Genomic DNA, 12,222 nt, shown 5'->3' with positions numbered 1-12,222 from the left:
CCGGGGTCGTCCCGCGCCGGTCAACGCGGTACCGCGACCCCCGCCTCGTCCAGCAACCGGCGCCAGGACCGCACGGCGTCCTCCGACACGGCCCCGTCCCAGCCCGCCGGCCGGGCCGCGCCGCCGATGTGGAAGGCGTTGATGCCGGCCGACAGGAGCTCGGGAACATGGCTGAGTCGGAGCCCTCCGCCGACCAGGAGCGTCTGGCCGTATCCCGGCTCGCCGCGCCGTCCGGCCTCGGCCAGCAGCGTGGGCAGTCCCTCGTCCACGCCCTCGGCGGCACCGGCCGTGAGGTAGGTGTCCAGGCCGGGCAGGTCGGCGAGTTCCTTGCGCAGCGCGTCCCGGTCGGCGGCCCGGTCGATCGCCCGGTGGAAGGTCCAGCGGCAGCCGTCCAGCGCGGCCACCACGCGCTCCACGGCGTCCAGGTCCACCCCGCCCCCGGCATCGAGGAACCCGAGCACGAACTGGTCGGCACCCACGCCCCGCAGCTCCCCGGCCACCCCCGTCAGCCGGTCGACGTCGCCCGCCGCGAACCCGTCGGCCAGTCGCAGCATCACGCGCAGGTCGATGTCGACGGCGGCCCGGATCGCGGCGAAGGTCCGGGGCGACGGGGTCAGCCCGTCGGCCGCCATGTCGGTGACCAGTTCGAGGCGGTCCGCGCCTCCGGCCTGGGCGGCGACCGCGTCCCCGGCGTCGAGGGCGATCACCTCCAGGACTGCACGCGTGCTCATAGGGCCCCTTCCATGGTGTTCCCCGTGTACCCCGGGCACGGCAGGCCGACGCCCACCCGACCTCAGGAGGTCTAGTCCAATCCAGGGTACGCGGGAACCACCGGCCCCCGCGAGACCGCCCCGGCCCGGCGACCGGCCCCACCCGCACGGTTCCAGCCGCCCGCCCGCACCTTCGCCAGGATCGGCCCCTGCCTCACCGCGCGCGGGACAATGACCCCATGGCCGACCTCGACGCCCTGCGCTCCCGCTGGCTCACCGCATTCCTGATGTCCCGGGAGGACGACTCCTGCGCGGTCTCCCCGCACCGGTACGCCGACGAGCTGCTCCGCCGCTGGCAGGAGCCCCAGCGCCGGTACCACACGGTGGCCCACCTCACGGCGGTCCTCGACCACATCGACGTACTGGAGGAGTACGCGGACGACCCGGCCCTGGTCCGGCTCGCCGCGTGGTTCCACGACGCGGTGTACCTGCCGGACCGGTCGACGAACGAGGAGCGCTCGGCCCGCCTCGCCGAACGCGCCCTCGCCGACACCGGGATCTCCGCGGCGGACACCGCCGAGGTCGCGCGCCTCGTGCGGCTCACCGTCAGCCACGACCCGGCCCCCGGCGACCGCAACGGCGAGGTGCTCTGCGACGCCGACCTCGCGATCCTCGCCGCCCCGCCCTCCGCGTACGCCGCCTACACCGCCGCCGTCCGCGAGGAGTACCACTTCGTCCCGAACGACGCCTTCCGCGCGGGCCGTTCCGCGATCCTGCGCCAACTGCTCGACCTGCCCCGGCTGTTCAGGACGCCCCACGGCCGGACCGAGTGGGAGCCGACCGCCCGCTACAACCTCGCGGCGGAGCTGGAAATGCTGTCGACCGCGGAGGATCCGGCGTCCTAGGGTGCCGCCCATGGCTGACATGGGCGGGGACCAGGTGGAAGAGGCCGTCGCGGGCTGCACGGCGGCCCTGCGGACGGCGGTGGACCGGAACTGGGCAGAGGTGCGGGCCGGGCGGCTGGACTGGAACTGCCACGAGACGGCGGTCCATGTCGCCGACGACCTCGTCGCGTACGCGGCGAATCTGGCCGGACGCGCCCAGGACGCGTACGTCCCCTTCGAGCTCAGGCTCGACGACGGCACCGACAACTCCGGCCTGCTGCACGTCATCGAGACCACCGGCGCCCTGCTCGCCGCGACCGTCCGCACCACCCCCCGCGAGGTCCGCGCCTTCCACCCGTATCCCTTCCGCAGCGCCGACCGGGTGGGCTTCGCCGCGATGGGGGTCGCCGAAGTACTGCTCCACACCCACGACATGGCCACCGGACTGGGCATCCCCTACCGGCCCGCCGAGCAGCTCGCCGAGTCCGTCCTCGGCTGGCTGTTCCCGCACGTCCAGCCGGGCCCCGCCGCCTGGCCGACCCTGCTGTGGGCCACCGGCCGCGGCGAACTGCCCGGCCGCGCCCCGGTCACCGACTGGCGCTGGTACAACAACCTCGTCCTGCCCGCCGAACGCCTCGACCTCGTCGGCATCCGCCCCGCCGCCGCCCGCGACCTGCGCCTCGGCGGCGACGGCGGCTTCGAGTGGATCGACGGCGGCCCCTACGAGGGCACCCTGGACGCCGCCGGCTTCCTGCTGAAGGCGTACGAAGGGGGCGTGCACCGCCCGGAGTTCGGCGTCTTCGCCCTGGTCCGCCGGGAGGACGGCCGGGCGATCGGCGGCCTCGGCTTCCACTCCGCCCCGGACGGGGACGGCCGCGTGGAGATCGGCTACGACCTGACCGAGGCCGCCCGCGGCCACGGCTACGCGACGGAGGCGCTGCGCACCCTCGCCGACTGGGCCCTGGCCCGCGACGACGTCCACTCCCTCTTCGCCACCGTCGACACCGCCAACACCCCCTCCCAGGCGGTCGTCACCCGCGCCGGCTTCACCAAGGTGAGCGAGGACGAGGCGGGGCTGGCCTTCGAACTCCGGGTGGGCTAGCCGCCGTCACCGGGGCACCCACGATCCCCGTCGTCACCGGGGCGCGTCGCTCTTGCGCCGGCGCAGCCCGGCACCGTGCAGCAGCCGCACCACCTCACGGCTGCTGACCTCCACCGCCCCGGCCGCGACCGCGTCCCCGTAACGATGGGACGGGATGTCGTAGTGATCCCGCTCGAAGGCCCGCCCGGGTACTCCCAACGCCTCGGCGAAGCCGTGCAGTTCGGCGTACGACACGTCGCTGACCAGGTGGGACCACATCCGGCCGTGGCCCGGCCAGTTCGGTGGGTCGATGTACACCGTCACGAGGAGGACATCCCGCCGGTGGCCCCGCTCAGGGCGCCGACCGAGGCGACCTTGACGCCCGCCTTGTGGCACACCCAGTGCGGGTCGGGGCCGAGCTCCGGTTCGACGTCCAGCGCGTGCGGGTCGCCGGAGCCGCACACCGGGCACAGCGGCCAGCGGCCGTACCGCTCCAGCAGCGCGTCCTGCACGTCCTGGGCCACCAGCCCCGCCACGTACCCCGCGCCCTCCGGCCACTGCTCGACCCACCAGCGCCGCTGTACGACGGCGTCCTCGACCAGTGAGACCACGTCGGCCTCGGCGACCTCGCCCGCGACCAGATCGGCGAGCACGAGGGCGCGGGCTGCGTGCAACGCCTGTTCCAAGGGGCTTACGGGGTGCATGCTCCCATTGTGCGCGGTCTTGACCGGCCGACCGAAACGAAAATATCTTTCAAGAGTGACCGAGGACGTGAAGGAAATTTTCAGCACCCGCGGAAGTGGTGGTGCTCCGCCGGCTCCCGCCGCCCTCGCGGCCAAGGTGCGCACCCTCGCCCCCTCCATGACCCGCTCCGTGCAGCGCGTCGCCGAGGCCGTCGCGGGCGACCCGGCCGGCTGCGCCGCCCTCACGGTCACCGGCCTCGCGGAGCTCACCGGCACCAGCGAGGCGACCGTCGTCCGCACCGCCCGGCTGCTCGGCTACCCCGGCTACCGCGACCTGCGGCTCGCCCTCGCCGGGCTCGCCGCGCAGCAGCAGTCGGGGCGGGCGCCCGCGATCACCACCGACATCGCCGTCGACGACCCGATCGCCGACGTCGTCGCGAAACTCGCCTACGACGAGCAGCAGACCCTCGCGGACACCGCCGCCGGCCTCGACACGGCGCAGCTGGGGGCCGCGGTGGAGGCGCTCGCCGGGGCGCGGCGGACGGACGTGTACGGCATCGGGGCGTCCGGGCTGGTCGCCCAGGACCTCACGCAGAAGCTGCTGCGGATAGGGCTGATCGCGCACGCGCACAGCGATCCGCATCTCGCGGTGACGAACGCGGTGCAGTTGCGGGCCGGGGACGTGGCGATAGCCATCACGCACTCCGGGTCGACCGGGGATGTCATAGAGCCGTTGCGGGTGGCCTTCGAGCGGGGGGCGACGACCGTCGCGATCACCGGGCGGCCGAATTCGTCGGTGACGCAGTACGCGGATCATGTGCTGACGACGTCCACGTCGCGGGAGAGCGAGCTGCGGCCCGCCGCGATGTCCTCGCGGACCAGTCAGTTGCTGGTGGTGGACTGCCTGTTCGTGGGGGTGGCGCAGCGGACGTACGAGGCGGCGGCTCCTGCGTTGGCGGCGTCCTACGAGGCGTTGGCTCATCGGCACCGGAGTTCGCCCCGATAGACCGTAGGGGGGTGCGTCGTGGGGCGTGTGCGGGTGCGTCGTGGCTGATCGCGCGCACGCGGCGGTAGCCGCACATTCAATGCAGCCCCGCGCCCCTAGGTGAGTTCCCTTGACCGAGTCAGAAAGAGCCGTTTCCGAATGACTACCGAACGACACTCGCTCCGCACCGAGCTCGAAACGCTCACCACCGAAGCATTCCGGCCCGAACTCGCCGAGATCGACACGCTCGCCACCCTCGACATCGCCCGCCTCATGAACGGCGAGGACGCCGGAGTGGCCGCCGCGGTCGCGCTCCGCCTTCCCGAGATCTCCGCCGCCATCGACGGCATCGCCGCCCGGATGGCCCAGGGCGGCCGGCTGGTGTACGCCGGGGCGGGCACCGCGGGGCGGCTCGGGGTGCTGGACGCCTCCGAGTGTCCGCCGACGTTCAACACGGGGCCGGGTCAGGTCGTCGGGGTGATCGCGGGTGGGCCGGGGGCGATGGTCACGTCGGTGGAAGGGGCCGAGGACTCCGCGGAACTGGCCCGGAGGGACCTCGACGCGCTCGGCGTCGGACCGGCCGACTCGGTGGTCGGCATCTCGGCGTCCGGCCGGACCCCCTACGCCGTCGGCGCCGTGGCGCACGCCCGGGCCCTCGGTGCCCTGACGGTCGGCCTGTCCTGCAACGAGGGCAGCGCGCTCGCGGCCGCCGCCGAGCACGGTATCGAGGTGGTCGTCGGCCCCGAGCTGCTCACCGGGTCCACCCGGCTCAAGGCCGGTACCGCCCAGAAGCTCGTCCTGAACATGCTGTCGACGATCACGATGATCCGGCTCGGCAAGACGTACGGGAACCTGATGGTCGACGTCCGGGCCTCGAACGACAAGCTGCGGGCCCGTTCCCGGCGGATCGTCGCCCTCGCCACGGGCGCCTCGGACGAGGAGATCGAGGAGGCCCTCGGCGCCACCGGCGGCGAGGTGAAGAACGCCATCCTGGTGATCCTCGCCGGTGTCGACGGACCCTTGGCCGCCCGCCTTCTGGAGGAGTCCGACGGCCGGCTGCGCGCGGCGCTCACCACGGCGGGCGGCTGACCCGCACGCTCGGGGAGTGCAGAGATCGCCGTACGACACCGCCACCGCGCTGCTGCCGCTCGTCGGCGGGCCCGCGAACGTCACCTCCGTCGCCCACTGCATGACCCGGCTGCGGCTGGGCGTCGCCGACCGGGAGCGGGTCGACACGGAGGCGGTGCGGGCGGTCCCCGGGGTACTGGGGGTGGTGGCCGACAGGGACACCCTCCAGGTGGTGATCGGGCCGGGTGCGGTGGTAGCCGTAACCGCCGAGTTCGAAACCCTCCTCGACACCGCCACCGGAACAGCCCACCGCGCACCGGCCGACGACCGGCCGGGCGGCCCCGCCCCGGGCGGCCTCCGGGCTGCCGACAGCGCGGGGCTCGCCGCCCGGGGTGCCGAGCTGAAAGCGGTACGGGCCCGGCGCAACGCGACCCCCCTCAAGACCGCGCTCCGCCGGATCGCCGACGTCTTCGTGCCGCTCATCCCGGCCCTGATCGGCTGCGGGGTGCTGGCCGGGTTCAACGGGCTCCTGGTGAACGCCGGCTGGCTGACCTGGCTGACCCCGGCCCTCGCCGCCATCGCTTCCGGCTTCATGGCGCTGATCAGCGTCTTCGTCGGCTACAACACGGCGAAGGTGTTCGGCGGGACACCGGTGCTGGGCGGTGCGGTCGCGGCGATCGTCGTCTATCCGGGCGTGGCGAAGGTGACGGCCTTCGGGGTCGCCCTCTCCCCCGGCCAGGGCGGGGTGCTGGGCGCGCTGGCGGCGGCGCTGCTCGCCGTCGGCGTCGAACGGTGGTGCCGCGGCCGGGTCCCGGACGCCCTCGACGTCCTGCTCACCCCCACCGTCACCGTCCTGGTCGCCGGACTGGCCACCCTCTACGGCCTCATGTATGCCGCCGGGGTCGTCTCCTCCGCCATCGGCACCGCCGCGAACTGGCTGCTCGCCACCACCGGCCCGCTCGCCGGCCTGGTCCTCGGCGGCCTCTTCCTCCCCCTGGTCATGCTGGGCCTGCACCAGGCCCTGATCCCCATCCACACCACCCTCATCCAGCAGCAGGGCTACACCGTGCTGCTCCCCCTCCTCGCCATGGCGGGCGCGGGCCAGGTCGGCGCCGCCCTCGCCGTCTACGCCCGCCTCCGCCACGACACGTCGATCCGTACGACGATCAAATCGGCGCTCCCCGCCGGCCTGCTGGGCGTCGGCGAGCCGCTCATCTACGGCGTCTCGCTCCCGCTCGGCCGCCCCTTCCTCACCGCCTGCGCGGGCGGGGCGGCGGGCGGGGCCTTCGTCGGGTTCTTCGCGGTGCTCGGCGACCGGGTGGGCGCGACGGCGATCGGTCCCTCCGGCTGGGCCCTGTTCCCGCTCCTCACGGGGAACAGGGGCCCGGCCCTCGCGGCGGCGGTCTACGCGGGCGGCCTGCTGACCGGCTACGCCGTCGGCTTCCTGGCCACGTACCTCAGCTTCGACGGCGGCGTACCGAACGACCCGTCGCCTCGCCGATCCAGCAGTACGTGACGACACGGTCCACGTTTCCCGGCGTCCGGTCGCGCGGGTCGAGGACCAGGGTGTTCTCAGCCACGGTGGGGACTTGGCACACTGCTCTCGACAAGCGCGCATTCACGGGGAGTTGCCATGGCGACGATCGGGCTGGCCGCAGCCATCGAGGAACTGCGTCAGGAGTTGTACGAGGCACAGGACCAGGGCGCCCGGCAGCAGTTCGCGTTCGAGATCCGGGAAGCCGAGCTGGAGTTGCTGCTGGAACTGCGCAACGACGTGAAGGGCGACGGGAAGCTGCAGTTCGGGGTGGCCACGGTCGGTGGCGGCGCCGGTCACTCGTCGTCCCGGTCGCACAGGCTGACGCTGAAGCTTCAGATCAAGGACCGGGCGGCCGGTGGCGGCAGCCCCGAGATCACGGAGGCGCGCCCCGGCTCCTGGGACGACGAGGGCTGAGGTGGACCCGCGCAGACTCGCCCTGGTCCGGGGCGGCGAGGACACCGGGTTCCGCCGCGTCGGCAGCGGATACCTGATCGCATCGCGCCTCGTGCTCACGGCTCGGCATGTCGTCGACGCGTGCCCGCGCGTCGACGTACGCGTGGGGCACCCGCAGGACGCCACACACCGCTGTGCGGCCCAGGTCTGCTGGACCCACCCGGACGGCCGCGATGTGGCGTTGCTCCTGCTCGACGACCCCGTCGAGGTACCGGGGGAGGTCCGGTGGGGCCTCCCGGCCGGCCAGGCCCCGCTCCCGTACGAGGCCCTCGGCTTCCCGTCGGCGACCACGAGAGACGGGCAGCACAGCGTCGAGCACCTGCGCGGAGAGCTGCCGGTGCTGGGCGGGGGCGCCGGCGACCAGGACCGGTACGTCCTCGACCAGGGGCCCGCGCCGGGCGGTCCGAAGGCGTGGGCCGGGGCCTCCGGCAGCGCGGTCTTCTGCCGTGAGCGTCTCGTCGGGGTGGTCATCCACGACGACGAGGCGTTCGAGAACCGGCGGCTTCACGCCTGTCCGGCCCGGTCGTTCGTGGCAGACCCCGGATTCGCCGGGCTGCTGGAGCGGCACGGAGGCGGACGGGCGCGGCTGAGCCAGGTGGGCACGGACCTGGAACGCTACCTGCGTGCCGCTCGCCTCGCCGCGACGGAGCATCCGTATCCCGGCGTCGTCCCCGGCACCATGCCGCCTCTCGCCCAGATCTACGTGCACCGGCAGGTCGTACGGCAGCCACCGCCCGACGGGGACACCGCCCGTGATCTCGGGCTCGACACGGAGGGCCCGTCGGCCGGATCCCCGCCGCAGCCGGCCGACGAGGCCCTGACCGGCGACGCGACCTGTCTGGTGATCGGAGGACCGGGCGGCGGCAAATCAAGCCTGTTGCGCACCCGTCTCACCGATGGCATCGCACAGTGGCTCGACGCCTCCGACGAGACCGGCCCGGCGCCGGTCCTGGTACCCGCCGCCGCCCTGCAGGGCGCCCCCCTGGGCAGGGCACTCGTCGACACCGTCAACGCCCAGCTCCGTCAGTACGGTCTCACGACACCCCTCCCCGAAACGTTCTTCGAACGCCGTCCCGCCCCAGGGCGCACCTGGCTGGTGCTGGTCGACGGCCTCGACGAGATCACCAGTCCCGACGGGCGGAAGGACGTCCTCAGGACCGTGGCGAACGCCGGAGACGACTACACGTTCGTCGTCGCCACCCGCCCCGTCCCCGAGGCCGATTCCGGCATCCCCGACCCGCAGGTCCCGCGCTACCGGCTGGAGCCGTTCCGCCCCGACGATCTGGAGCGCCTCGCGACCGGCTGGCTCCGCGCCCTCGACGTCCCCGAACCCGAGCGCAGCGCACGGCGGTTCCTCAGCGGACTCACGGTGGGCAGGCTGGCCGACCTGGTCCGGGTTCCGCTGATCATGTCTATGCTCTGCCATCTCCAGGCCAAGGCCCCCGACGCACCGCTCCCGCACGCGCGCGAACCGATCTACCGGAGCTTCGTCGCACTGCTGCACGAGCGCCAGTACGCCGCCGGTGGCGTCGAACAGGCCCGGGCCGCCCTGCGACGGTACGGCTCCGACGCCGAGGCCAGAGCGGAAGGCGCCTTCCAAGGCCTCCAGGGAATGCTCGCCCACGTGGCCTACCACCTGCTCCTCCCGGAGCACGGACCCCGGCCCGTCCTCGACCTCGCGCAGGAGCACGGGTGCGCCGAACGGCCGGAGGCGGTGCCGGAGAAGCACTGGCGGGACTTCCTGGAGTCGGTCCTGTGCGGCACCGGCCTCCTGGCCCGGCGCTCGGACGACCTCGTCTTCATTCACCAGACCTTCGTGGAGTACTTCGCCGCCCGCCACGTGGTCGACGACGAGGAGAGACTCCAGGCCGTCTTCCGGAAGACCCTCATCCGTACCGCCCGTTACCTCCCGGGCAGGTCACGGCCCCCGGGTGTCAGGCCCCGGCTCTGGTTCAGCACGTACTGGGAGGCGCCCAGGGACGACCCGTTCAACGGTTTCCTCCTCGACATCACGCCCGGAGACCATCCCCTCAAGAACGAGCTGTTCGGCCGGATGGCCTCCCGGCGTGCGGGCATCGACGGCTACCGGTTCCTGATCCTGCAGGGGCTCTTGGGCACCTCTCTGCCCGTGAGCGTCGCCGACAGCGTCGTGCGGCAGATCCGCGAGGCCGCCCGTGACCGGTCGCTCAAACCGTCCGCCCGCACGTACACGGCCAGGCTGCTGACCGCGTTCGACGAGGCGGACGGCATGGCGGCCTTCCGGGAACTCGTCCATGACCGCACCCTCAAAGGCTCCGACCGCATGGAGGCGGCCCAGGCCTTCGCCGAACTCGCCCCGGCAGAGGCCCTCGACGTCTTCCGTGCCCTCGCCGAGGACAAGACCCTGGACCGCCACCACCGCAGACAGGCCATGTGGACCGTGGCCGAGCTGGATCCGGCAGCCGACGCGGAGCCGCCGCAGGATCACGCCTTCTACATGAAGGCGGACAACCAGCACCGGGCGGAAGCGGCACTCGTCCTGTCCCAGGCCGATCACGAGACTGCCGTCCGACGGCTGCGCGCCCTTGCCCATGACGAGAGCGTGCGTTCCCCCGACCGGGTGAGGGCGGCGGAGGGGATGGCGCGCATCGAACCGGCGGAGGGGGTGCACCTGCTGCGCTCCTTCGCCCATGACCCCGGCCTCGGCGACCACTCACGCGTACAGGCGGCGGCCCGTCTGTGCCGCTACGAGAACGATGCCGAACTCTTCGCGATGCTCGCCCGCGACCCCACGCTGACGGCGTACTACCGGCTGCGGGCCGCACGGCTGCTGTTCCTGCTGGACGAACACCGGCTGGCTCGGACGCTCCTTCGCGAGCTGCGCGACGACACCGCCCTCGGGCGCCGCCACCGCTGGCGGGCCGCCCTGTCACTCGCCGGGTCACGCCTCTCGGACCGGGGCTGACAGAACCACCACCCTCAACACGGCGGCCGCCCCGCCCTGTTGGCCCTCCGTACCTGGGCCCGCAGCACCTCCTCCGGCGGCGTGAGTTCCAGCGACCCCACCGGACAGTCCCACTCCCGGCCGCCGGCCAGTGGCCGCACCTGCACCTGGCCGCCGACATGCCCCCGCACCTCACCGACCCGGCCGTCCCGCACATCCGTCACATGCGTCCCGAGCGGCGGCCGCTCCCCCCTGACCACCGAGGCCAGCCGCTCCGCCACCCGCACATTGCACCGCCCCAGCTCCACCAGGGCGAAGGGCTCGTCGCTCGCGCCGGTCACCGGGTCGACGCAGAGCGACGGCAGCACGACACCGACGTCCCGCAGGGCCGCCCGCAATGTCTCCACGACTTCCTCGGTGGTCCGCAGCACCATTCCCTTTACCTCCACACTGAGTTCCCGGTTCACCACACAGCGTGTCCGCCCCGCCTCTAACCTGGCCAGATACGGCATCCCAACAACCTCGTCTGTTGGACAGGGGCGTGCACATGGCAGGGCCGAAGGATCTGGACCCGTCGTCGTCTCCGCGCGCGTTGCTGGGGGCGGAGTTACGGCACGCGCGGGAGCGGAAGGGGTTGAGTCAGGCGGAGTTGGGCCAGCGGCTGTTCGTGAGCGGTTCCTACGTCGGCCAACTGGAGGCGGGGACTCGGCGGATGCTGCCGGATCTCGCCCGCCTGCTGGACGAAGTCCTGAAGACCGACGGCTTCTTCACGCGGAACTGCAGGGCGGCGGCCAAGTCGAAGTACGCGGATCACTTCGCAGATGTAGCGGAGGCCGAAACTCAAGCCACGGCCATCAGGGAATACGCACCGCTCCTGATCCCTGGCTTGCTCCAGACACCCGCGTATGCCGGGATCGTGAACCGCGCCTACGCCCCGACCGCGCCCGAAGAGGTCATCCAGGAGTGGACAGAAGGCCGGATGGAGCGAACCCGATTGCTTGACCACCCGACAAAGCCGTTGTTGTGGGCCGTGCTCGACGAGGCGGCGCTGCGCCGGGAGACCGGCGGCCGGGCGGTGATGGCGGAAGCACTGCGCCACATCGCCGACCTGTCCCGACAGAACCGGGTCATCATGCAGGTGCTGCCGCTCAGCGCGGGTGCGCACGCGGGCATGGCCGGAGCTCTCAAGCTGATGGAGTTCGAGGACGCCCCTCCACTGGCCTACCTCGAAGCGGTGCGCAATGGGCGGCTGGAGGACGACCCCGCCTCCGTCACCCAACTGAGGTTCCTGTTCGATCTCCTCGCCGCCTCGGCACTCTCGCAGCAGAAGTCCCTGGCCCTGGTCGACGCATTGGCGCAGGATTACGCCCATGACATACATCCCTGACCACGCACCGAGTTGGCACAAGTCGAGCTACAGCCAGGGTGGCGACAATTGCCTCGAAGTCTCCGTCGGCCACCCCACCCTCATCCCCGTCCGCGACTCCAAGACGGCCCCCCACGGCCCGAAGCTCACGTTCCGGCCGGAGGCCTGGGCGGCCTTCGTGCGGGACATCAAGGACTGACGCCCGAGGCTCAAGCCCCCCCCCGGCTCCGAGCCCTCTTTTCAAGGAATGGCCAGAGGGCCTCAACCCGCCCCTGTCAGCTCCCGAGGTCCGGTCCCGCGTCGCGGAGATCCGTGGCGCGATGAACGAACGACGAGAGAGGGCACCCGTATGACGGCTCCTGCGTTCCGACGACGCCACCCCAAGGCGATGGAGGGGAGGAGGCGACGCCATGACCCCTGAGACCGGAGAACGCCCGCAGATGTCCGTCGAGGACTTCGAGGAACTCGTCCGCAGGGCTCCGAAGGAGCTGCGGAACCGGCTGGAGTTCCTCGGCGGCCGCCTGTGCGTGCG

13 protein-coding genes are annotated in these 12,222 nt (G+C 72.6%); 9 read left to right on the top strand and 4 right to left on the bottom strand.

Annotated elements, in window-relative coordinates:
• Positions 1–20 precede the first annotated feature (20 nt).
• A complete protein-coding gene (locus tag ACIPSJ_RS28740) occupies positions 21–731 on the bottom strand; it encodes a copper homeostasis protein CutC (protein WP_401350415.1) in 711 nt (236 codons plus the stop codon).
• Between the two features lie 218 nt (positions 732–949).
• On the opposite strand from ACIPSJ_RS28740, the gene ACIPSJ_RS28735 reads away from it, so the two are divergent.
• Both ACIPSJ_RS28735 and ACIPSJ_RS28730 read left to right on the top strand, forming a co-directional pair.
• Complete coding sequence (locus tag ACIPSJ_RS28735) at positions 950–1,615, top strand: hypothetical protein (protein WP_359207416.1); 666 nt, start codon at positions 950–952, stop codon at positions 1,613–1,615.
• 10 nt (positions 1,616–1,625) lie between these two features.
• Positions 1,626–2,696 (top strand): GNAT family N-acetyltransferase, encoded by a 1,071-nt coding sequence (locus ACIPSJ_RS28730; protein WP_401350412.1) that lies wholly within the window; start codon positions 1,626–1,628, stop codon positions 2,694–2,696.
• Between the two features lie 33 nt (positions 2,697–2,729).
• Here ACIPSJ_RS28730 and ACIPSJ_RS28725 read toward each other — a convergent pair whose 3' ends face one another.
• Positions 2,730–2,999, bottom strand: a complete 270-nt coding sequence (locus ACIPSJ_RS28725; RefSeq protein ID WP_401350409.1) for a DUF4031 domain-containing protein — start codon at positions 2,997–2,999, stop codon at positions 2,730–2,732.
• Positions 2,996–3,379, bottom strand: coding sequence for a hypothetical protein (locus tag ACIPSJ_RS28720; RefSeq protein ID WP_359207426.1), 384 nt, complete (start codon positions 3,377–3,379; stop codon positions 2,996–2,998). The genes ACIPSJ_RS28725 and ACIPSJ_RS28720 overlap by 4 nt, the downstream gene beginning before the upstream one ends.
• A 55-nt stretch (positions 3,380–3,434) precedes the next feature.
• Between ACIPSJ_RS28720 and ACIPSJ_RS28715 the strand changes: the two genes are divergently transcribed.
• The 5 genes from ACIPSJ_RS28715 to ACIPSJ_RS28695 all read left to right on the top strand — a co-directional run bounded on the left by ACIPSJ_RS28715 (position 3,435) and on the right by ACIPSJ_RS28695 (position 10,345).
• A complete protein-coding gene (locus ACIPSJ_RS28715) occupies positions 3,435–4,364 on the top strand; it encodes a MurR/RpiR family transcriptional regulator (protein WP_401350407.1) in 930 nt (309 codons plus the stop codon).
• A gap of 138 nt (positions 4,365–4,502) precedes the next feature.
• A complete protein-coding gene (gene murQ / locus ACIPSJ_RS28710; RefSeq protein WP_401350404.1) occupies positions 4,503–5,432 on the top strand; it encodes an N-acetylmuramic acid 6-phosphate etherase in 930 nt (309 codons plus the stop codon).
• Positions 5,433–5,448: 16 nt separating this feature from the next.
• Positions 5,449–6,927, top strand: a complete 1,479-nt coding sequence (locus ACIPSJ_RS28705) for a PTS transporter subunit EIIC (RefSeq protein ID WP_401350402.1) — start codon at positions 5,449–5,451, stop codon at positions 6,925–6,927.
• A gap of 117 nt (positions 6,928–7,044) precedes the next feature.
• Positions 7,045–7,362, top strand: a complete 318-nt coding sequence (locus tag ACIPSJ_RS28700) for a trypco2 family protein (RefSeq protein WP_359207436.1) — start codon at positions 7,045–7,047, stop codon at positions 7,360–7,362.
• A 1-nt stretch (position 7,363) separates the two neighbouring features.
• The gene (locus ACIPSJ_RS28695) at positions 7,364–10,345 is read left to right on the top strand and encodes a trypsin-like peptidase domain-containing protein (protein ID WP_401350399.1); all 2,982 of its coding nucleotides are present in this window, start codon (positions 7,364–7,366) and stop codon (positions 10,343–10,345) included.
• Positions 10,346–10,359: 14 nt separating this feature from the next.
• Here ACIPSJ_RS28695 and ACIPSJ_RS28690 read toward each other — a convergent pair whose 3' ends face one another.
• Entirely contained in the window at positions 10,360–10,752 is a 393-nt protein-coding gene (locus ACIPSJ_RS28690) for a hypothetical protein (protein WP_401350956.1), read from the bottom strand.
• Between the two features lie 119 nt (positions 10,753–10,871).
• Here ACIPSJ_RS28690 and ACIPSJ_RS28685 point away from each other — a divergent pair, with 119 nt between their 5' ends.
• Both ACIPSJ_RS28685 and ACIPSJ_RS28680 read left to right on the top strand, forming a co-directional pair.
• Positions 10,872–11,711, top strand: coding sequence for a Scr1 family TA system antitoxin-like transcriptional regulator (locus tag ACIPSJ_RS28685; protein ID WP_401350397.1), 840 nt, complete (start codon positions 10,872–10,874; stop codon positions 11,709–11,711).
• Complete coding sequence (locus tag ACIPSJ_RS28680; protein WP_401350396.1) at positions 11,695–11,889, top strand: DUF397 domain-containing protein; 195 nt, start codon at positions 11,695–11,697, stop codon at positions 11,887–11,889. The genes ACIPSJ_RS28685 and ACIPSJ_RS28680 overlap by 17 nt, the downstream gene beginning before the upstream one ends.
• Positions 11,890–12,222: the final 333 nt, after the last annotated feature.

The sequence above is a fragment of the Streptomyces sp. NPDC090088 genome (assembly GCF_044747345.1).
GTDB lineage: Bacteria > Actinomycetota > Actinomycetes > Streptomycetales > Streptomycetaceae > Streptomyces.
Note: the sequence above shows the minus strand (reverse complement) of the source record. Positions and strands in the feature narration are given on the sequence as shown.